Below are 20,335 nucleotides of genomic sequence, written 5' to 3'. Positions count from 1 at the left end.
GCCGATCGCGCTTTTCAACGCAATAATATGGACTTCGCCCGCCCGCGCGGGTCAAATCACGCCATATGACAAGGCAAGGGATGCTTTCATGAAGATTTTCCTCTTGAGCGCGGCGGCTTGCGCGCTGACGATCGGCACGTCCATCGCGCAGGCCGATGCGCCATCGACCAGCCCGGCCAAACCCACTTATGGCAGCTACGGATTTGATACCCAGGGCATGGACCCATCGGTCAAGCCGGGCGACGATTTCTACCTCCACGCCAACGGCGGCTGGGCGAAGGCGACGCCGATCCCGCCCGACAAGTCCAACTATGGCGCGTTCAACGTGCTGGACGACCTGTCGCGCGAAAGGACGCGCGGCATATTGGAGGCGGCGAGGGCTGATCATTCCAGCAAGATCGGCCTTGCCTATGCAAGCTATCTGGACGCAGCCACGGTTGAGCAAAAGGGGATGGCACCGATCCAGCCGTGGATAGCGAAGGTCAAGGGCATCAACGACAAGGCGGATTACGCCCAGGTCGCAGCGCAAGCCGCGCGCACGGGGATTTCAGGCCCGTTCGTTTTCTATGTCGGACAGGATGACAAGGACCCGGAAAGCTACATATTGAACATGCGTCAGGGTGGGCTGGGCCTTCCCGACCGTGATTTCTACCTTCAGCCTGACGAGAAAATGGCCGCGATCCGTGCCGCCTATGTCGCGCATCTCGAACAGATGCTGACACTGGCGGGTGAGATCGATGGAAAAGCCCGCGCCGCTGCACTGATGGCGTTTGAAACCGAATTGGCCAAGGTCCATTGGACCCAGGTCGACAGCCGCGATGCGGACAAGACCTATAACAAGATGACCCTGACCGACCTGCAAAAGGCCGCGCCGGGCTTCGACTTCGCCGCTTATTTTGCCGCCATCCGGCTGCAGCCCGCCGCGCTGCTCGTCGCGCAGCCGAGCGCGGTCACGGGTGAGGCTGCGCTCATCGCCAAAACGCCGCTCGGCGTGCTCAAGGATGCGCTGTTGCTGCGCGGGCTGCACGCCTATGCGACCTACCTGCCCGACCGGATCGCCGACGCTGACTTCGCCTTTTACGGCACGGTCCTGTCAGGCACGCCGCAGCGGGAGCAGCGCTGGAAACGGGCTGTCGGGTTCGTCAAGGACGCCATGGGCGATGACGTGGGGCAGGCCTATGTCGCCCGCTATTTCCCCCCGGAAACCAAGGCGGCGATGGACGAACTGGTGAAAAATGTCATCGCCGCCATGGGTCGTCGCATCGATGGCCTTGCCTGGATGAGCGATCCAGCCAAGGCGCGCGCCCACAAGAAACTGGCCGCCTTCACGCCCAAGATTGGATATCCGAGCAAATGGCGCGACTATGCCGGGCTGACGGTCAGGGCGGATGATGTTTACGGCAATGCGCAACGCGCCAATGCCCATGACTTCGATTATCAGATGGGTAAGCTGGGCAAGCCGATCTACCGCTGGGAATGGCAGATGACGCCGATGGAGATCAACGCCTATGCCGATTTCGGCATGGTGGAAATCGTATTCCCCGCCGCGATCCTGCAACCGCCCTTCTTTGATCCTCATGCCGATCCGGCGGTGAATTATGGCGGCATCGGCGCGGTGATCGGGCATGAGCTCAGCCATCATTTCGACGATCAGGGCGCAAAATATGATGAGACCGGAAAGCTCAACCAGTGGTGGAGCGATGCCGACGTCGCCGCCTTCAAAGGGCTGACGGACCGGCTGGTGAAGCAATATGACGCCTATGAACCTCTGCCGGGTGCGCATGTGAAAGGTGACTTCACTCTGGGCGAAAATATCGGTGATCTCGCCGGGGTGGCTGTTGCGCTGGACGCCTATCATGCCTCGCTGGGGGGCAAGCCCGCGCCAGTGATTGACGGGACAACCGGGGACCAGCGCTTCTTTCTTGGCTGGGCGCAGGTCTGGCGGCGTAACTATCGGGAGCCCAACCTGCGCCAGCGCCTGGTGACTGATCCACATTCCCCTGCTCAATATCGCGCCGACATCGTCCGCAATTTCGACAAATGGTATACGGCATTCAGACCGCAAGCTGGCGAGAAGATGGTCCTTTCACCGCGCGACCGGGTGAAGATCTGGTAACCGGAGGCCAAGTCCATTGCCGTGGCGCAACGATTCGGTAGCGCGACGGAATGTGTGCGGGTGCGGACCAGCTGAAATCTTCGGTCCCGCTATCTTTGGAAAGCCACGTCTTATCGGATCGCCCTTTATTCGTTGCTCTCACTTTCCCAGCTTGGATGCCGGTAAAGCAAAGGAGAAGCATGTTGACGGGTTTCCATTCCTCTAAATTCTTGAAGGCGGGCCTGGCGTCGGCCGCACTATTCGCTTCGGCCCCTCTACTCGCTCAGGAAGCTGCTGCCCCGGCAACCCCGGCGACGCCTACCACCCCGGCGGCCCCATCAGCGGATGCGTCGAGCTTTAGCGACGCTGATATCAAGCAGTTTGCCGCCGCCGCAGTCGCGGTGACCAAGATTCAGTCGGACAGCACGATTGCGGACGCCGAAAAGCAGCCCAAGATGCTGGCCGCCTTGCAGGCATCCGGCATCCCGCCTGAAAAGTTCAACGCGATTGGCCAGGCTGCTGCTGCCGACCCGGCGCTGCAGCAGCGTATTCAGGCTGCCGCCCCGGCTCAGCCAGCATCACCGGCTGCCCCTGCAAGTCCTGCCCAGCCCCAATAAGCGCTGTTTCCATAGGGGAGGTGCTTGGCCTGTCGCGCATGCTGTTCTAAGCGTGCGGCCATGACCTCCCCCCTCTGGCATCCTTTCACTCAACATGGTCTTGGCGAACCCATTCCCAAAGTGGTGCGGGCGCAAGGCGCATTACTCCATCTGGCTGATGGCCGGACCCTTATCGATGGCATATCCAGCTGGTGGGTGACGACCCACGGCCATTGTGATCCTCGCATTGCAGCAGCCATCGGCGCACAGGCCCAGACGCTCGATCAGTTGATCTTCGCCGCCTACACCCATGATCCTGCCGAAGAAGTCGCGCAGGGCCTGATCGACCTTGCCCCGCGCGCCGATGGCCGCGACCCCTTGTCCCACGTCTTCTATTCGGACAGCGGGTCGACGGCGGTGGAAGTGGCGCTGAAGATGGCGCTGGGTTACTGGCACAACCGCGCCCTGGATGGCTTGTCGACCCCCCGTCACCGTATCCTGGTCCTTGAGCATGGCTATCATGGCGACACGATCGGGACGATGTCGATGGGCGAGCGCGGGGTCTACAACGCCGCTTGGACGCCCTTGCTGTTCGATGTGACCACCATAGCCTTCCCGCATGCGGGCCAGGAACCGAAGACGCTTGCGGCGCTGGAAGCCGCCTGCACTGCCCCGGAAAAGCCCGCCGCCTTCATCGTCGAGCCGCTCATCCTGGGGGCAGGCGGGATGTTGATGTATTCGCCCGCAGTGTTGCGCGAAATGGCGGCGATCTGCGCGCGTCACGACGTCCTTTTCATTGCTGACGAAGTCATGACTGGCTGGGGCCGCACGGGCACGCTGTTCGCCTGTGAGCAGGCCGGGGTCGTTCCTGACATCATGGCCGTCGCGAAGGGGATTACGGGCGGGTCGATTGCGCTTGCCGCCACGCTGGCGACGGCGCGAATCTTTGATGCGCATCTATCGACCGATCGTGCGCGGCTTTTCTACCATTCGTCCAGCTATACGGCCAATGCCATCGCTTGCGCCGCCGCCGCCGCAAACATTGCTATCTGGCGGGAAGAAGACGTGCTGGGTCGCATCGCTGCGCTGTCGCAAGGCCTGGCGCAGCGACTCGGGGTCTTGGCACGCCATCCCGCCTTCGCCAATCCGCGCCAGCACGGCACGGTCGTTGCGATCGACCTGATTGCATCCGACGCTGGCTATTTGTCCGATCTTGCGCCACAGCTTCGCGCGTTCTTCCTTGATCGCGGCATCTTGCTGCGACCGCTGGGCAACACCATCTATCTCTTGCCGCCCTATTGTCTTGATTCGGATCAGCTGGATCAGATCTTTGAGGCGCTCGCGCAAGCAGGCGATTTCTTCGCCGGTTCAGCCTGACTTTCCATTTTTGCTTTTTGGCGCTATGGCGGCGCGATTTTTCGACTTTCCAGGATATTATGGCAAAAGAAGAACTGCTTGAAATGCGCGGACAGGTTGTGGAGCTTCTCCCCAACGCCATGTTCCGCGTGCGGCTTGAAAATGATCACGAGATCCTCGGCCATACCGCCGGCAAGATGCGCAAGAATCGCATTCGCGTGCTGGTGGGTGACGAAGTGCTGGTGGAACTGACACCCTACGACCTTACCAAGGGTCGGATCACCTACCGCTTCAAATAGCCGCTTTTCGCATGCGGCTCATCCTTGCTTCTGCTTCTCCCAGACGGTGTGAACTTCTGGGCCAGATTGGCGTGTCGCCTGATGCGGTTGACCCCGCCGATTGTGACGAAACACCCCGGAAAGGCGAACTGCCGCCTTGCTACGCCCAGCGTGTATCCGCGGAAAAAGCGGCGCTTGTCGCCGCCCGGCACCCTAGCGCGCTGGTGCTGGCGGGGGACACTGTCGTGGCTGCTGGCCGACGCATCCTTCCCAAGGCGGAAACAGAGTCGGAGGCGCGTCAGTGCCTTGAACTGCTGTCCGGCCGCCGCCATCGCGTGTTGAGCGCCATCAGCCTGATCGACGCCGACGGAAAAGCGCGCCACCGCCTGTCGGTCAATGTCGTTACCTTCAAACGGCTGGAGCGTATTGAAATCGACGCCTACATTGCCAGCGAGGAATGGCATGGCAAGGCGGGCGGCTATGCAATCCAGGGGCGGGCCGCTGGCCTCATCCGCGCCATTCAGGGCAGCCACAGCGCAATCATGGGGCTGCCGCTTTACGAAACCCGCGCGCTGCTGAAGGCAGCGGGCTATCCATTGGACTGATCTATGGCGCAGTGGCTGTATGAAGAAGGCATCGGCGAAATCCGCGCCGCCAAAATCGAAAAAGGCCGTCTGGTCGAAGCTTTGATCGAGCGCGAAAATGACGCCGCCCGCCCCGGATCGGTGATGCAGGGCAAGCTCGTCCGCACCGTCATCCCCAAGCGGCGGGGCATCGTTCGCCTGATCAACGGCGAAGAAGTCCTGGTCGAACCCATACCGCCCAAGATCGCGGAGGGGGCGAGCGTCTTCATCGAAATCCTGCGCGAAGCGATCCCGGAGGAAGGCCGCGCAAAACTGGCCAAGGGCCGCATCGCCCTGCCCGGAACGAAGGCGCATCCGGCTCCCAGCCTGCTTCAGCGGATACGCGCCACCGGCATCCCTGTGACGCCTTGCCCCGCGCATGAGGAAGACCAGCTGGAAGCCCATGGCTGGAGCGAGTTGATGGAAGAAGCCATGTCGGGCGAAGTCGGCGCGGAAGAAGCCAGCCTGCGCATATTCCCGACGCCCGCGATGATCCTGATCGATGTCGACGGGTCTCTCCCCCCGGCCAAACTTGGCCCCAAGGGCGCGAAAATGGCAGCGCAGGCGATCCAGCGCATGGGTCTGACCGGCTCGATCGGCGTCGATCTGCCGACGATGAACAACAAGGACGAACGTGCCATCGCATCCGCGCAGATCGACAAATATCTGCCGCTTCCCTTTGAACGCACGGCCGTCAACGGCTTTGGCTTCATCCAGATCATTCGCCGCCGCGAACGCATGAACCTGATGGAATTGCTCCGCGCCGATCCTGTTGAAACTGCGACGCTTGCGCTGCTTCGCCGTGCCGAACGGCATGGGCAGGGCGGCCCGGCTGTCATCACCGCTGCCCCGACGATCATCGACCGGCTGCACAAGGCGGGCGAGTGGATCGAACAGCTCGCCCGCCGCCGCGGCGGCGCGATCAGCTTGAAGGCGGATACAAGCCTTGCCATATCGGCAGGCCATGTCGCGTAAAGCCTCTTCCTGCCCGATCTGTGGCCAGCCTGCCACAGGCGAGACACGTCCCTTTTGCAGCAAGGCTTGCCGCGATCGCGATCTTCTGCAGTGGCTGGGCGAAGGCTATAGCGTACCCGGCACGCCTGCCGCAGATGAGATGACAAAAAGCGACGATTATGGGGTGGACAGCACCCCGGATTGATGCCTATAGGCACGCCTCTCAATAGGCCGGAGCCTCTGCCCGGCCACCCTGCCCGGGTAGCTCAGTTGGTAGAGCATGCGACTGAAAATCGCAGTGTCGGCGGTTCGAATCCGTCCCCGGGCACCATTTGCCTCAATAGATTGAAATTGTGCGAAAGCCGTTTCGAAGACGGACTCTGAATCCTCCGCCACGGTTCTGCTGCACAATCGAGTAGCAAAAAAGGCCCGGAAGACCCCTGTGGCTCGCTTCGGGCAGGGGGGCGTGGCGCTTAAGACCGTTTTTTTTTAGAGCCATGAAGGAGAAATCCAGCATGGCGAGCCACAGAGTGGCCTGAAACGCCTTAGCGGATGCGGGCGAAGCCGATAGGGCAATGGCTGGACCGGGAATATCCAAGCCCATTATTCCCCCCCGCCGCGCTCACGCGGTTGCCACTTCACTTGCGCCGCCAAACGGCTTTGCGTTAGTGGCGCACCAATAATGATCGCTACAGAGCGATTATCTCCAGTTGGTCCGCAAGAAGGGGCAAGGCGTTTCGGTGATGGTGAAAGCTGATTTTATTGTTGTAGGGACGGGCGCGGGCGGCCTGGTGGGTGCAATTTCCGCCAAGCTGAACGGCCTGAACCCGGTGATCATCGAGAAAACCGCCTCTTGGGGCGGGACCAGTGCCCTCTCTGGTGGCGGGGTCTGGATTCCGAATAATCACCTGATGCAGCGTGACGGGGTGGAAGACAGTTACGAGGCTGCGTTTGCCTATATGGAAGCCACCATTGGCGATGTGGGTCCGTCCAGTAGTAGCGAACGCAAGGCTGCCTATTTGAATGTCGGCCCTGAGATGGTGCAGGCATTGGAGGCGCAGGGCCTGTGCTGGCGTCGTGCTCCGCGATATCCTGACTATCATCAGGATCAGCCCGGCGCGCGCGTAGGCCGCACATTGGAAGGTGTGAGCTTCGACGGGAAGAAGCTGGGCGGCTGGCTGGAAACCATGCGCAAGTCGGACCTGCCGTCGATGGTGATGAGCACCGACGACGCACCCAAAATCCCGACCATGTTCCGATCGTTCAAATCACTTTCGGCCGCAATTCGCATGATGGGGCGGACGCTGGCCTGGTACATGTGCGGGCGCAAACCGTTGTCCATGGGTGCTACGCTGGTGGCGCAATTGATGGCCATCGTCCAACGACTGGAAATACCGGTCCTCCTCGACACTCCGCTAAAGTCTCTGATTCAGGAGGGCGGCAGGATAGTGGGTGTCGTAACCGGTGAGGGAGAAACCGAACAACGGTTCATGGCTCCGCATGGCGTGCTGCTGACCACGGGCGGGTTCGCAAAGAACAGCAGCTATCGGAAGCAGTTTCAGGAGGTCAGCGGTGAATGGAGTTCGGCCAGCCCCGGCGACACTGGCGATGGCCATCAGATCGGGGCGAGTGTCGGTGCCGAACTGGCCCTGATGGACGCTGCCACCTGGTATCCGATATCGATCCTGCCGGATGGCACATTCAACGTAGGCATCTGGGAACGTACATTGCCCGGATCGATCATCGTTGACGCTTCAGGGCAGCGATACACGAACGAAGCGGCATCCTATGTTAACGCCGGACGTGCCATGCTGGACCGCGACAAAAGCGTTGGAGCGGTGCCCAGCTGGCTCATTTTCGACAACCGCTATCGCAGCCGCTATTTCTTTGGGTCCACCCCCCCTGGAATGAACGGCGAATTTTTGAAGAGCGGTGCCTTTACAAGGGCTTCGACGCTCGGCGAGCTTGCCGATGCATGCGGGATCGATGCGGATGGATTGAAGCGTACGGTCGAACGGGTAAACGCCATGGCTGAAAAGGGCGTCGATGAGGATTTCGGTCGTGGCGACAATGTCTACGATCAATATTATGGAGATCCGGGGAACCGGCCAAATCCGTCCTTTGGCCCCATCGACCAGGCGCCCTTCTATGCCACGCGCTTTTATCCGGGCGACCTGAGCACCAAGGGGGGATTGATGGCGGACGAACATGCCCGGGTTCTTCGCCAGGATGGCAGCGTCATCGAAGGCCTATATGCTGCGGGCAACTGCGCTGCTCCCGTCATGGGCAGAACCTATCCGGGTGCAGGTGCGACGCTTGGTCCGGCCATGGTGTTCGCCTGGATCGCCGGTCGGCATGGCGCTTCAAATGCCGGGTGAGCCCGTTCACCCCGGATGGCGAGATCGGCGTCAAAGATTTCACATCCCACATCGACGTCACTGATCCACGTCGGGATGGGAATAAGCGCGTCGATCAGCCCGGGTGCATCCCTGGGTTGCGCTCAGTCGCGCCTGTGGATGCAGCAAGGCGGCGCGCGGGCTCAACATGATCTGTCTGCTGATGGACTTAATGGCGTCAGGGGACGTCAGTGGGCCTATCCCGATGTAATCATTTACATGAAGAATGACTCAAGCTAGCCCGGTGGTGAAACGCAAAAGCGTATGCGGGAGGGATGAGCGGATGGCAGCTAATTATGCGGCCGCGGAAACTGCCGGTTTGACGGGTTCAGCGACACTCAGCGCGCGTCTCAGCACGATGATGTTCATGCAATTTTTCGTGTGGGGCGCGTGGAACGTCACGCTCGGCCTGGTCATGCAGACGGTCGGCATCGGCAACCTGATCGGCAACGCTTTTTCAGTCGGCCCGATCGCGTCCATTGCGGGGTCTTTGCTGCTCGGCATGGCCGCGACCCGCTATCTTAGTCCCAGGATGTTGATGGTGATCCTGCATCTGGTGGGCGGTGTTATCCTGTTCCTTCTCCCCTCGCTGGTCACGCCGGAAAGGGCGGGTGCCTTCGTCTGGCTGCTGCTGGGTTACATGATCCTCTATATGCCGACGGTTGGGCTTGCGAACACCATCGCGCTCAAGAGCTTCGGTGATCGTGTCGACAATTTCCCCTTTGTGCGCGCCTTCGGCACATTGGGCTGGATCGCGTCCGGCCTCATCATCGGCTGGGCAGGTCTTTCCGCCAGTCCGCAGATTTTCACCGTTGCCGCAGTCGTATCGGTGGCGCTCGGTCTCTACAGCTTTACCCTGCCATCGGTCGCGAGCGATCCGCCGCGCGACGAATCCATCGTGCGACAGGTGCTCTGCGTGGAAGCGTTCGGCCTGTTGCGGCAGCGGTCCTTTCTGGTCTTCATCCTCAGCGCGACTTTGATCTCTATCCCGCTCGCCATGTATTATGCCTATGCGTCACCCTTTGTCGGGGCGGTCGGCATCAGCAATGTCGGCGGCACGATGTCGATCGGGCAAATGTCCGAGTTGGCTTTCATGTTCTCCATGCCATGGCTTTACCGACGGTTCGGAGTGAAACCTCTGCTGCTGGTCGGCATGATCGCCTGGGCCGTGCGTTATTCCCTGTTTGCCATCGGGGACAGTGGCGATTCTCTCTGGGCTGTCTATGTCGGCGTTGCCCTGCACGGTGTCTGCTATGACTTCTTCTTCGTCGCAGGCGCGATCTATACCGGCACCATTGCGACGCCAAAGGGCGTCAACGCGCAGGCGCAGGGCATGTTGACCCTGTTCACCTATGGTGTCGGCATGTTGCTGGGGTCGCAAATCGGCGCCCTTCTGTATGCGCAACTGCCCGCAACGCCGACCATCGCCGACTGGCAGCATATGTGGTGGTATCCCGCCATCGCCGCTGCGGTGATCGCGATCCTCTTCCACCTTACCTTCCGCGACGACAGCAGGACGACGACCGCAGCATGACAGGTTCAAAGGGTGTGAAAGGGCCGGGCATTTTCCTGGCGCAGTTTCTGGGCGATGCGGCACCGTTCGACACGCTCGAAAACCTGGCCCGGTGGGCGGCGGGCCTGGGTTATGCCGGTCTCCAAATTCCCTGCGACCCCCGGCTGATCGACCTGCCCCGCGCGGCGCAGAGCAAGGATTATTGTGACGATCTGAAAGGCATGCTGGCCAGCCATGGCTTGGAGGTCACGGAGCTTTCGACCCATCTCCAAGGGCAGTTGGTCGCCGTCCACCCTGCTTATGACCCGCTGTTCGACAGTTTCGCGCCTGCTGCGCTGCGTGGCAAACCGGTTGAGCGGCAGGCATGGGCTGTCGAGCAGGTCAAGCTCGCGGCCAAGGCCAGCGCCAATCTCGGCCTGTCGGCACATGCGACCTTTTCCGGCGCTCTCGCCTGGCCCTATGTCTATCCGTGGCCGCAGCGCCCCGCCGGACTGGTCGAGGAAGCGTTCGCCGAACTCGCCCGGCGCTGGACGCCGATCCTGGACGCGTTCGAAGATGCGGGCATCGACTGTGCCTATGAAATTCATCCCGGTGAGGACTTGCACGATGGCGCTTCCTGGGAACGTTTCCTGGCGGCGGTGAATCATCACCCGCGCGCGCGCATCCTCTACGATCCTTCGCATTTCGTGCTGCAGCAGCTCGACTATCTCGATTTCATCGATCGCTATCATGACCGGATATCCTGCTTCCATGTAAAGGATGCCGAATTCAATCCGACTGGCCGGTCGGGGGTCTATGGTGGCTTTGACAATTGGGTCGACCGTGCCGGGCGATTTCGTTCGCCGGGTGACGGGCAGGTCGACTTCACCGCGATCTTCAGCAAGATGGCCCAATATGGCTATGCCGGCTGGGCGGTGCTGGAATGGGAATGCGCGCTCAAGCGGTCGGAAGACGGCGCGCGGGAAGGTGCACCCTTCATCCGCGATCATATCATCCGGTTGACCGAACGCGCGTTCGACGACTTTGCGGCGAGCGATGTCGATGTCGGATCGATCCGGTCGCTTCTGGGTCTTTCGGGGAGCGAAGGCCATGACTAGGCGCGCGCTTCGGCTCGGCATGGCGGGCGGTGGGGAGGGGGCCTTTATCGGCGCTGTCCACCGGATGGCCGCCGCACTCGACGGTGAATGGCAATTGTCGGCGGGCGCGTTCAGCACGGATGCGGGTCGCAATGGCCGAACGGGCGCGTTGTTGGGGCTGGACCCGCAGCGTGTTTATGCGTCCGTTGATGCTATGCTGGCGGCGGAGCAGGCACTGCCCGAAGACGCGCGGATCGATGCGGTGGCGATCGTCACCCCCAACCATCTTCACGCACCGATGGCTATCGCCACGCTGGAAGCGGGTTTCCATGTCTTATGCGAAAAGCCGATGGCGATCAGTGTCGCAGAGGCCGAGGCGATTGCGCGCGCCGTGCACAGCAGTGACCGCCGCCTGGCGCTTGCCTTCACCTATAGCGCTTACCCGCTGGTGGAGGAGGCGCGCCTGCGCGTGGCGCGTGGCGATTTCGGCGCGATCCGGCTGGTGCAGGTGGAATATCTGCAGGGCTGGCTCAGTCTGCCGATCGACAATGATGGCGACCGGCAGGCGGAATGGCGCACCGACCCGGCGCGCGCCGGACTGGGCGGCTGCCTGGGCGACATTGGCACGCATGCCTTCCATCTGGCCGAGCATGTATCGGGATTGCGGGTGGAGTCGGTGTCGGCTGACCTGACGGCCCATGTGCCGGGACGGCGGCTCGACGACGACGTCAGCGCGCTGCTGCGCTTCAACGGCGGCGCGCGCGGCATGCTCAAGGCGAGCCAGGTCGCGGCGGGTGAGGAAAATGGCCTGAAACTGCGCATCCACGGCGAGCGGGGCGGGCTGGAATGGTCGCAGATGGAGCCTAACACGCTGGTCCTGCGCTGGCTCGATCGCCCTGCCGAGATGGTGCGAGCCGGTGGCCCAGGCCTGCATGACGGTGTCGGCGGCATGACGCGCGTCCCGGCGGGCCATCCCGAAGGTTATATCGAGGCATTCGCCAACCTCTATCGCGGTTTTGCACGAGTCATTCGCGGCGAAGCGGGCGCTGCTTTTCCCGGCGTCGCCGACGGCTTGCGTACGATGCGGTTCATCGAGGCGATGGTGGACAATGCCGGGTCCGACCGAAAATGGACCCTGATCGGTCCCGGAGAGACATTGTGAGAAAGTTCATGGGCCGAGGCTTGATCGTTATCCTGGCGGCGACGGCTTTGACCGCGCATGCCGCTTCCGCTCTGGCCCAGTCGGCACCAAATGCTCCGCCGCCAGCCTTCGCTGCCTGCCGCGCCTGTCATGTCGTCCAAAAGGGCGGTCGCAACGGCGTTGGCCCCAATCTCTACGGCGTTGTAGGCCGTCCAGCTGCATCCGTGCCCGGCTTCAACTATTCTGCCGCATTCAAGGGCGCGAAGCTGCGCTGGGACGATAAGACGCTGGATGAGTTCATCACCGCACCGACCAAGAAGGTGCCCGGAACCCGTATGGTGATCGGGACGGGCGACCCTGCGCGACGTGCGGCGATCATCGCCTACCTCAAGGCGCAGGGGGCCAAGTGAGGACGCCGTGCCGACTGAATGGAAGAGAAGGCGGGAGGCAGCGCTTACCCAATAGCAAGCGAACGGGAGACCGGCCATGATGCACGCGATGGACATGAATCGACGCATGTTGATGCAGCACCTGCTGGCATTGGCGGGCGTTTCCGTGCTGCCCGGCGGAGCGGAGGCGCTCGCCGCCGCCGTCGAGGGTGGCACGCGCCAGCTCAATCCGGCGCACTACGCGTTGCTGGTGGCGGTGGCGGATACAATCATCCCCAAGACCGACACGTCCGGCGCGGTTGAGGTGGGCGCACCGCAGGTGGTGGATGCCGTGCTGGGCAGTTGGGCATCCCCCGCAAGGCGCGCCGAGTTGACCGCCGCGCTGGACCGGATTGATGCGCTGGGCAAGGCCAGCGGCGGTGGAGGCTTCGCGTCCCTGTCGCCTGCGAAGCGCTTCGAATTGCTGGCAGCGCACGACGCAGCGGCGCTCAATCCGCCCGCAGTCGTTCCTGTCGATAGCACGACCGTCCTGGCCGATCCGCAGCAGGGTAAAGCCGAGCAGAAATCCTCGCAGAGCGGGTCTCTGATCCAGGGCGCGCAACTAGCCGATCCGGCTTATGCGAAGCTCAAGGAACTGATCGTCGTGGCCTTCTACTTCTCGGAATCGGCGCTCACGCACGACCTTCGCTACGAACATTCGCCGGGCGAGTGGAAGCCATCGATTCCCGTCACCCCCGACACGCGGGCCGAAGGCGGCGTCGCCTTGCTTTAAGCGGAGTTTGCAACATGTTTGATGCAATCGTCATCGGCTCAGGAATGAGCGGCGGTATCGCCGCCAAGGAACTGTGCGAGCGCGGACTGAAAACCCTGGTGATCGAGCGCGGGCGCAAGCTTGAACACGGCACATCCTATACCGATTGGATGCAGCCGTGGGAAATTCCCAACGAGAACATGGTGGCGGAGGATTTGGCGAAGGATTACTCGATCCAAAGCCAGTGTTACGCTTTCGACGAGACGACCCGGCAATATTGGGTAAAGGATAGCGACCACCCTTATTCCACACCCGGTGACAAGCCCTTCAGCTGGATCCGTGGCTATCACCTTGGCGGTCGATCGATCATGTGGGGGCGTCAATCCTACCGGCTGAGCGAGATGGATTTCGAGGCCAATGCCAAGGACGGCCACGGCTCAGACTGGCCGATCCGTTATGCCGATCTGGCTCCCTGGTACGATCATGTCGAAAGCTTCATCGGCGTGGCCGGTTCGAAGGAAGGGCTTGACCAGTTGCCGGACGGCGCGTTTCTGCCACCTTTCGCGCTCAATGACGGGGAACTGACGCTCAAGGCCGGGATCGAAAAGGCCTTTCCCGGGCGACGGCTCATTCCCGGTCGAACGGCCAACCTGTCGCAGGCGCAACCTCACCATGAGGAACTGGGGCGGACGAGCTGCCAGAACCGCCAATTCTGTCAGCGAGGCTGCTCGTACGGTGCCTATCACTCGAGCCTCAGCTCGTCATTGCCCGCAGCCGAGCGAACCGGCAACCTGACGATCGTGACCGACGCGATCGTGCACAGCATCATCCACGATCCCAGGACCGGCCGCGCGACCGGCGTGCGGGTGACGGATACCAGCACGGGGCAGGGGCGCACCTACGAGGCCAAGCTGATCTTCAGCTGCGCCTCGGCAATTGCTTCCGCGCAAATCCTGTTGAATTCGACATCGGAAGCCAATCCCAACGGCCTCGCCAACTCTTCGGACATGGTGGGCCGCTACCTGATGGATCATTTGACCGCAGTCTCGGCCTTTGGCTTCATGCCGCATGCGCCCGACACCTATTATCATGGGCGCCGACCAACGGGATTCTACATTCCGCGTTTCCGCAACGTCAGCGAGCCTGGCGATTTCCTGCGCGGCTATGGCTATCAAGGCGGGGTGCAGCGCATGGGCTGGCGTATCAACGCATTGTCCACGCCGGGCATCGGTGCACCGTTAAAGGAACGCACGCGCAAGCTTGGCCCCTGGATGGCTTTCATAGGCGGCTTTGGCGAGATGTTGCCCAATCCCAACAATCGCGTGACACTACACCCCACCCGCAAGGACAAATGGGGCATTCCCATCGTGCATATCGACTGCGAGCATGGCGAGAACGAGCGCAAGATGAGCGCGGCGATCGAGCGGGACGCCAAGGCAATGATAGAGGCAGGCGGAGGCACGGTTGTCGGCTCGGTGGCCGATCCGGGGGTGCCGGGACTCGCGATTCACGAAATGGGGACCGCCTGCATGGGCAAAGATCCCGCCAAGTCCGTGCTCAACGGGTTCAACCAGGCGCATGATGTGCCGAACCTCTTCATCACCGATGGCGCTGCAATGGCGTCCAGCGGGTGCCAGAACCCTTCCCTTACCTACATGGCGCTGAGCGCGCGCGCTGCGCACCATGCTGCGGAGTTCCTGAAGGAGGGCCGCATCTAGAGCATGATTCGATCATCGGAGTCGACCCACCAGGCGCGCGGCGGGGCCGACCGAATTGGTGAAGCTTAGTCCTTCTCACCGCCCGGTAAGTCACGGTCCGTGTCCCGCCAATGTCCCGCCACGCAGGCGGCGGCCATGTCGCTGGTGACGTTACCCAGGGTTCGGAACAGGTCGGGGATGGATTCGATTGCGAGCAGCAGCGGCAGTGCGGTGACAGGCACGCCAATGGCGATGCAGACCGGGGCGATTGTCGCAAAGAAGGACACCTGCGCCGGCAGCCCAACCGCGCCCAGGCTGACTGGAACAGCGACCGTCGCAGCGATCAGCAATTCTCCCGGTCCGATGGGGACGCCGTGCATATGCGCCAGAAAGACCGCCACCGCGACGTTGGCACCCGCACTTGCCGCGCGGAACAATGACACTGCCATCGGCAGGACAATCGCGGCCGTTCTTTTCGAAACGCCTAGCCCGTCAGCGGCCTCTACCATGACCGGCAGGGTCGCGAGTGAAGATTGCGTCCCCAGCGCCACCGTCTGAGCCGGCAGCGCGGCGCGCGCGAAACGTCGCGGCGAAACTCCGCCGGCTACCGTGGCCCATATATAAGCGAGCAGCGTGGCAGCGAGGCAGCAGGCCGCCACGACCACCACATACTGGCCCAGCGTCCCCAGCACATTCGCACCAAGCCGTGCGCCAGCGCCAAATGCCAGCGCGCCGATGCCGATCGGACCGACTGCCAGTACCCAGCCGACGATCACCAGCATGGCATCGACCAGTCCTTGCAGGGGCTTCAACAAAGATTCAGCCGAATCTTCCGAAATCCGGGCAGAGGCGAAGCCCAGAAAGAGGGCGAAGACCACCAGCGGCACCATCGCCATCTCTGCGGCAGCCTTGATCGGATTGGGAGGAACGATGGTTTGATACCATTGGCCAGGCGACGGGGCGGGCAAAGGCGCGCTCACGCCCTGAAGCGTTCCCTGCGTCACGGGCCAAAACCGCAATATGCCCTCGGCAAGCCCAGCCGCCACCATGGTGGCCATGACCAGCATCAACCCGAACAGGATCAACGCGCGCATAGTGGTTTTGCCAGCGGCCGCCCTGCGTGAAGCCGCCCCCACCGCTGAAACCAGCAAGCCAAAGACCAGCGGGACGACGGTCATGGTCAACGCGTCCAGCCAGAGGCTACCCAGGGGATGCAATATCCCACCCAGCAACTGCCCCAGCCTGCCGCCAATCATCATGCCTGCGGCTAGGCCCACCACCAGCCCGACCATCAGCCAAAGCGGCCGCACCCTGACGGGACTCAACATCCACCTGCCCTGATTTCGATCATCATCCTAATCCCACCATGACCAGCGCCCGCCAACATCCCGCTCGATATGCGCGTCATCGCGCGCGGAGCACACTGTCAGGCCGCGCCAGGACATAGAGGCGCAGATTCGCATCCTGTGCCCGGCGAAGGGCCAATGTGGTGGGCGCTGAGATCGTGACAAGCGTCGGGCAGCCCGACAAGACGGCCTTCTCCACCAACTCGTAGGAGCAGCGGGAGGATAGGAGGGCAAAGCCGCCGTCCCACGCCAACCCCTGACGCAACATCGCGCCCACTAATTTGTCGAAAGCATTGTGGCGGCCGACATCCTCCCGGACCAATCTGATCTGCCCGTTTGGCGCGCACAGCGCTGCCGCATGAACGCCGCCGGTGGCCTGATTGAGCGGCTGATGGTCGTTCAGCGCCGCCAGCGCCGCAAAGATCGGACCCTCCGCAATAGTTGCGGAATCGGCCAAGCGCGGCAATGGGCGCATGGCCTGTTCAAGATTTTCCAGGCCGCAAAGACCGCATGAAGATTCCGATGTCCGATGCCGGACGCGATCATGAATGCGCGGTTGCATCTCGACGGAAAGCCCAATGCGCAGGATCACGCCATCCTCTGCGTGGTGGACATCGACGCCCTGCACCTGATGAGGTCCGTCGATCAGCCGTTCGCTCCATGCGAAACCATAGGCCAGATCTTCCAGATCCTCTGCCGTCGCCATCAGTACGGCATAGCCGATGCCGCCCGGTTCAATCGCAACCGGGACTTCCTCTGCAATCGCCCGCGACTGGGTGAAGCGCCCTCCGCTGGTCTCGATCAGGTCGAATGTCGCGTCAGGCGGCATTCGCGGCCAAGCTACTGTGTGCCATCGTCACCCTTACCGACTTATAGGATGGCGTGCCGCTCGATCGGTCATGATCGTCCAGCTGGACGAGGCAATTGGCTTCAGGATAATAAGCCGCAAGGGATCGGCGCGCGATGTCGTGGGCGACGACCGTATAGCCATTGAGCGACCTGCCCGGCCCGGCGTGGATATCGACCAGGTCGCCATGCGCCAGGCCCCGGTCGGCAAGATCATCGGCATGGGCGAAGATCACGTCGCGGCGACCGGTGATCCCGCGATAGCGATCGTTCAGCCCATAGATGGTGGTATTATACTGGTCATGGCTTCGGATGGTCGTGAGGATCAGCGCGCCTTCCTCGCCCGATGCTCCTGTGAGCGGATGGACAAGGAAATGGGCTTTGCCCGACGGCGTGTTCCATTTGCGCTCCGAGGCACCAACCGTCAGTCGAAAGCCGCCCTTCTGACGGACACGGGTGTTGAAATCGCGAAAATCGGGGAACACCGCCTCGATGGCGTCGCGGATGCGATCATAGTCGGCGACCAGCCAGTCCCACGGGATGGCGCTGTCGGGCAGTGTCGCCTTGGCCATGCCTGCAACGATCGCCGGTTCGGACTTCAGGTCGGATGCAGCAGGCTTTAGAAAACCGCGCGAGGCGTGAACCATCGACATGGAATCTTCGACCGTGATCCATTGCGGCCCCTCTGCCTGCTCGTCGAGTTCCGTGCGCCCCAGGCAAGGCAATATGATGGTTTCTTTCGCAAGGAGCAGGCAGGTTCGGTTGAACTTGGTGAGGATGTTGACGGAGAGGTCGAGTTTGCGAAACGCTTCGAAGCAGGCATCCGGGTCGGGCATGGCGACGGCCAGATTGCCGCCGAGCGAGATAAGAGCCTTCGATTTCCCCTCCCGCATCGCTTGGAGCGATTCGACTGCGGCATGGCCATGCGCGCGCGGACTGGTGATGCCGAAATGGGCGTCGAGCCGCTCCAACATTGCTTCGCCGGGGATTTCGGTGATGCCAACAGTGCGGTCACCCTGCACGTTGCTATGGCCCCGGAGCGGGCAGATGCCCGCGCCCGGCTTGCCCATATTGCCGCGCAGGAGGAGCAGGTTGGCCAGTTCCTGCACATTGGCCGTGCCATTGGCATGCTGGGTAATGCCCATGCCATAGCAGAGGATGACCCGTTCGGCCTTCCAATATATTTCCGCCATGCTCTCAATGGCACGCTTGGACAGGCCAGAGCGGCGGGTGATTTCCTCCCATCCGGTCGCTTCCACATCTTTGCGAAGGTCCGTGATGCCCAGAGTATGTTCGGCGATGAACGCACGGTCCAGAAGGCCGGCCCCTCCGGCTGCCAGATCGGCGGCGTCGGCCTCGAACAGCGCCTTCATCATGCCCTTCAGCATGGCGCTGTCGCCGCCGACCCGGACCTGATGATAGGCCGAGGCGAGTTGGGTCGAGCTGGGGGATAACATCTCGGTTGGATGCTGCGGCGACTTGAACCGCTCAAGCCCGCGTTCCTTCATCGGATTGGCGACGACGATCGGCACACCGCGGCGGGCGGCGGCGCTGAGGGTTGACAGCATGCGGGGGTGATTGGTGCCGGGATTATGGCCGATGCAGAAGATCGCGTCGGTTTCGTCGAAATCATCCAGGGTCACCGTTCCCTTGCCGACGCCGATCGACTGGGGCAGACCGACGCTGGTTCCTTCGTGGCACATGTTGGAACAGTCAGGGAAATTGTTCGTGCCATAGGCGCGCACCATCAGTTGATACAGGAATGCAGCCTCATTAGAGGCGCGGCCCGAACAGTAGAATTCGGCCTGGTTGGGATCGTCCAGGGCGCGCAGGCCCGCGCCGATGCGGGCGAACGCCTCATCCCAGCCTATGGGCACGAAATGATCGCTATCGCTGTCATAGGCCAATGGATGGGTCAGCCGACCCGCATCTTCGAGTTGATGATCGCTCCATTCCCAAAGAGCCGTAGCGCTGTGTCGGGCGAAGAATGCGACATCCACGCGCTTGGCCGTGGCTTCCCAAGTGACAGCCTTCGCGCCGTTTTCGCAAAATTCAAAAGACGATGTTTTTTGAGGGTCGGGCCAGGCACAGCCGGGGCAGTCGAAGCCGGTCGGCTGGTTCATCTTCAGCAGCGCACGCGTATCTGTAGATGTCCCCATCTGATCGCGAATGGCCATTGCTACGGCCTTCAATGCTCCCCAGCCGCCGGCAGGACCGTCATAGGGTTCCACGCCACGGATCGGCTCGTGAGCCGCAATCTGATTTGCATCTTCCTTGGCCATTCGCGCCTCCTCAATCCCCCGCCTTATTGCGCTCTTGGATAAACCCATCAAACCAACGTCGCATAGACGGTGGTGATGGCGATAGCGAAAAGCGCGACAAAGCTGACAGCCCTGCACCCGCCCGCGAAGGCGATACGAACGCACTGCCGAATTGGCACGTGCGAAATGTGGAGGAACCGCGCCGAAAGTGGGCGCTGCTGTAATAGGTGTTCCCCCGGTGGGGGAGCTTTTCCAGACTGGATGGTGCGGTCGAGAAGACTCGAACTTCCACGGCCTTTCGGCCACAACGACCTCAACGTTGCGCGTCTACCAGTTCCGCCACGACCGCACATCTCAAGGGAAACCGGCGGGGCCGGCACCTGGTAGGAGGCGGCCCTTAGCAAAGGCTTTCGCGCCATGCAACAACCGATCTTCCCGTGCGTTTTCTTTTCCGCGTCAGCGATGGCGGGCACGGAATAGACGATGGAGGATGTCGCCATGTCGGTTCGATTCTGGTTGTTCAGCGTGGCAAGCGCGGGTGCGGCCTTGGCTGGCGGGTTGAGCCTTGGCCTCTACGCTACAACGCCGCCACGAGCGGCCATTTCAACCTATGACGACAGCAGTTTCGTTTACGAGGAGCGGCAAACGGCAACGCAGGACCTCAGGGCGTTGAACGGACCCCAGGAGGTCAAATGCACCGGTTGCGGGCCAACATTGGCGGAGCGGCAATATTATGCCGCTTCCGCAACCTGGAACGGCTATGACGATCCGATGGTTCAGGATTATGACGCGCAGGAACCGAACCGGCCGGAAGATTTGCTGACGGATGCGCGCGACCATGCACCTCCTCAGGTGCATCAACTGCCCGAGAACATAGATCGCTTTGCAAATGGCGATACCCCCGCGCCACACCCGATGCGGATCGTGCAGGGCGTTCCGGCTGCGCCGGGGCGTTTTCAGCCGTCTATCGCTATTCCCTAAGCCCAGCCGACCGTGCCGATGCGCCCAGTAGATCAG

The 20,335-nt window shown here is 62.0% G+C and carries 18 protein-coding genes and 2 tRNA genes; 16 read left to right on the top strand and 4 right to left on the bottom strand.

Features of this window, described 5'->3' with window-relative positions:
• Positions 1-88: 88 nt before the first annotated feature.
• The 15 genes from FHS54_RS12865 to FHS54_RS12795 all read left to right on the top strand — a co-directional run bounded on the left by FHS54_RS12865 (position 89) and on the right by FHS54_RS12795 (position 14,886).
• Positions 89-2,116: a M13 family metallopeptidase gene (locus FHS54_RS12865; protein ID WP_167304183.1), complete on the top strand. Its 2,028-nt coding sequence runs from the start codon at positions 89-91 to the stop codon at positions 2,114-2,116.
• 179 nt (positions 2,117-2,295) lie between these two features.
• Positions 2,296-2,712: a DUF4168 domain-containing protein gene (locus tag FHS54_RS12860; protein ID WP_425057315.1), complete on the top strand. Its 417-nt coding sequence runs from the start codon at positions 2,296-2,298 to the stop codon at positions 2,710-2,712.
• A gap of 60 nt (positions 2,713-2,772) precedes the next feature.
• A complete protein-coding gene (locus FHS54_RS12855) occupies positions 2,773-4,068 on the top strand; it encodes an adenosylmethionine--8-amino-7-oxononanoate transaminase (protein ID WP_167304182.1) in 1,296 nt (431 codons plus the stop codon).
• A gap of 59 nt (positions 4,069-4,127) precedes the next feature.
• A complete protein-coding gene (gene infA, locus FHS54_RS12850; protein WP_003049127.1) occupies positions 4,128-4,346 on the top strand; it encodes a translation initiation factor IF-1 in 219 nt (72 codons plus the stop codon).
• An 11-nt stretch (positions 4,347-4,357) separates the two neighbouring features.
• The gene (locus tag FHS54_RS12845) at positions 4,358-4,930 is read left to right on the top strand and encodes a Maf family protein (RefSeq protein WP_167304181.1); all 573 of its coding nucleotides are present in this window, start codon (positions 4,358-4,360) and stop codon (positions 4,928-4,930) included.
• Positions 4,931-4,933: 3 nt separating this feature from the next.
• Positions 4,934-5,923 (top strand): ribonuclease, encoded by a 990-nt coding sequence (locus FHS54_RS12840; RefSeq protein WP_167304180.1) that lies wholly within the window; start codon positions 4,934-4,936, stop codon positions 5,921-5,923.
• Entirely contained in the window at positions 5,913-6,107 is a 195-nt protein-coding gene (gene yacG, locus FHS54_RS12835) for a DNA gyrase inhibitor YacG (protein WP_167304179.1), read from the top strand. Before FHS54_RS12840 ends, yacG begins: the two co-directional genes overlap by 11 nt.
• 50 nt (positions 6,108-6,157) lie before the next feature.
• A tRNA-Phe gene (locus FHS54_RS12830) sits at positions 6,158-6,233 on the top strand.
• Positions 6,234-6,645: 412 nt separating this feature from the next.
• Entirely contained in the window at positions 6,646-8,280 is a 1,635-nt protein-coding gene (locus FHS54_RS12825) for an FAD-binding protein (protein WP_167304178.1), read from the top strand.
• A gap of 301 nt (positions 8,281-8,581) precedes the next feature.
• Positions 8,582-9,832 (top strand): MFS transporter, encoded by a 1,251-nt coding sequence (locus FHS54_RS12820; RefSeq protein ID WP_167304177.1) that lies wholly within the window; start codon positions 8,582-8,584, stop codon positions 9,830-9,832.
• Positions 9,829-10,908, top strand: a complete 1,080-nt coding sequence (locus FHS54_RS12815) for a sugar phosphate isomerase/epimerase family protein (RefSeq protein ID WP_167304176.1) — start codon at positions 9,829-9,831, stop codon at positions 10,906-10,908. The genes FHS54_RS12820 and FHS54_RS12815 overlap by 4 nt, the downstream gene beginning before the upstream one ends.
• A complete protein-coding gene (locus FHS54_RS12810) occupies positions 10,901-12,049 on the top strand; it encodes a Gfo/Idh/MocA family protein (protein WP_167304175.1) in 1,149 nt (382 codons plus the stop codon). Before FHS54_RS12815 ends, FHS54_RS12810 begins: the two co-directional genes overlap by 8 nt.
• 20 nt (positions 12,050-12,069) lie before the next feature.
• Complete coding sequence (locus tag FHS54_RS12805; protein ID WP_425057314.1) at positions 12,070-12,438, top strand: c-type cytochrome; 369 nt, start codon at positions 12,070-12,072, stop codon at positions 12,436-12,438.
• A 106-nt stretch (positions 12,439-12,544) separates the two neighbouring features.
• Positions 12,545-13,189, top strand: a complete 645-nt coding sequence (locus FHS54_RS12800; protein WP_167304174.1) for a gluconate 2-dehydrogenase subunit 3 family protein — start codon at positions 12,545-12,547, stop codon at positions 13,187-13,189.
• Between the two features lie 14 nt (positions 13,190-13,203).
• Positions 13,204-14,886, top strand: a complete 1,683-nt coding sequence (locus FHS54_RS12795) for a GMC oxidoreductase (RefSeq protein WP_167304173.1) — start codon at positions 13,204-13,206, stop codon at positions 14,884-14,886.
• A 65-nt stretch (positions 14,887-14,951) separates the two neighbouring features.
• Here FHS54_RS12795 and FHS54_RS12790 read toward each other — a convergent pair whose 3' ends face one another.
• The 4 genes from FHS54_RS12790 to FHS54_RS12775 all read right to left on the bottom strand — a co-directional run bounded on the left by FHS54_RS12790 (position 14,952) and on the right by FHS54_RS12775 (position 19,667).
• Positions 14,952-16,193 (bottom strand): dicarboxylate/amino acid:cation symporter, encoded by a 1,242-nt coding sequence (locus FHS54_RS12790; protein ID WP_167304172.1) that lies wholly within the window; start codon positions 16,191-16,193, stop codon positions 14,952-14,954.
• Positions 16,194-16,269: 76 nt separating this feature from the next.
• Entirely contained in the window at positions 16,270-17,040 is a 771-nt protein-coding gene (gene fdhD, locus FHS54_RS12785) for a formate dehydrogenase accessory sulfurtransferase FdhD (protein WP_167304171.1), read from the bottom strand.
• Complete coding sequence (locus FHS54_RS12780) at positions 17,030-19,339, bottom strand: FdhF/YdeP family oxidoreductase (protein WP_167304170.1); 2,310 nt, start codon at positions 19,337-19,339, stop codon at positions 17,030-17,032. Before FHS54_RS12780 ends, fdhD begins: the two co-directional genes overlap by 11 nt.
• A 241-nt stretch (positions 19,340-19,580) precedes the next feature.
• Positions 19,581-19,667 (bottom strand) — tRNA-Leu (locus tag FHS54_RS12775).
• 149 nt (positions 19,668-19,816) lie between these two features.
• Between FHS54_RS12775 and FHS54_RS12770 the strand changes: the two genes are divergently transcribed.
• Complete coding sequence (locus tag FHS54_RS12770) at positions 19,817-20,299, top strand: hypothetical protein (RefSeq protein ID WP_167304169.1); 483 nt, start codon at positions 19,817-19,819, stop codon at positions 20,297-20,299.
• Positions 20,300-20,335: the final 36 nt, after the last annotated feature.

This window comes from Sphingobium vermicomposti, assembly GCF_011762025.1.
GTDB lineage: Bacteria > Pseudomonadota > Alphaproteobacteria > Sphingomonadales > Sphingomonadaceae > Sphingobium > Sphingobium vermicomposti.
This window is presented reverse-complemented; position numbering and strand designations above follow the sequence as displayed.

Coding starts and splice junctions, on each gene's coding strand:
- FHS54_RS12865 (WP_167304183.1), top strand. CDS start 89: ATGAAGATTTTCCTCTTGAGCGCGGCGGCTTGCGCGCTGACGATCGGC.
- FHS54_RS12860 (WP_425057315.1), top strand. CDS start 2,296: ATGTTGACGGGTTTCCATTCCTCTAAATTCTTGAAGGCGGGCCTGGCG.
- FHS54_RS12855 (WP_167304182.1), top strand. CDS start 2,773: ATGACCTCCCCCCTCTGGCATCCTTTCACTCAACATGGTCTTGGCGAA.
- infA (WP_003049127.1), top strand. CDS start 4,128: ATGGCAAAAGAAGAACTGCTTGAAATGCGCGGACAGGTTGTGGAGCTT.
- FHS54_RS12845 (WP_167304181.1), top strand. CDS start 4,358: ATGCGGCTCATCCTTGCTTCTGCTTCTCCCAGACGGTGTGAACTTCTG.
- FHS54_RS12840 (WP_167304180.1), top strand. CDS start 4,934: ATGGCGCAGTGGCTGTATGAAGAAGGCATCGGCGAAATCCGCGCCGCC.
- yacG (WP_167304179.1), top strand. CDS start 5,913: ATGTCGCGTAAAGCCTCTTCCTGCCCGATCTGTGGCCAGCCTGCCACA.
- FHS54_RS12825 (WP_167304178.1), top strand. CDS start 6,646: ATGGTGAAAGCTGATTTTATTGTTGTAGGGACGGGCGCGGGCGGCCTG.
- FHS54_RS12820 (WP_167304177.1), top strand. CDS start 8,582: ATGGCAGCTAATTATGCGGCCGCGGAAACTGCCGGTTTGACGGGTTCA.
- FHS54_RS12815 (WP_167304176.1), top strand. CDS start 9,829: ATGACAGGTTCAAAGGGTGTGAAAGGGCCGGGCATTTTCCTGGCGCAG.
- FHS54_RS12810 (WP_167304175.1), top strand. CDS start 10,901: ATGACTAGGCGCGCGCTTCGGCTCGGCATGGCGGGCGGTGGGGAGGGG.
- FHS54_RS12800 (WP_167304174.1), top strand. CDS start 12,545: ATGTTGATGCAGCACCTGCTGGCATTGGCGGGCGTTTCCGTGCTGCCC.
- FHS54_RS12795 (WP_167304173.1), top strand. CDS start 13,204: ATGTTTGATGCAATCGTCATCGGCTCAGGAATGAGCGGCGGTATCGCC.
- FHS54_RS12790 (WP_167304172.1), bottom strand. CDS start 16,193: ATGTTGAGTCCCGTCAGGGTGCGGCCGCTTTGGCTGATGGTCGGGCTG.
- fdhD (WP_167304171.1), bottom strand. CDS start 17,040: ATGCCGCCTGACGCGACATTCGACCTGATCGAGACCAGCGGAGGGCGC.
- FHS54_RS12780 (WP_167304170.1), bottom strand. CDS start 19,339: ATGGCCAAGGAAGATGCAAATCAGATTGCGGCTCACGAGCCGATCCGT.
- FHS54_RS12770 (WP_167304169.1), top strand. CDS start 19,817: ATGTCGGTTCGATTCTGGTTGTTCAGCGTGGCAAGCGCGGGTGCGGCC.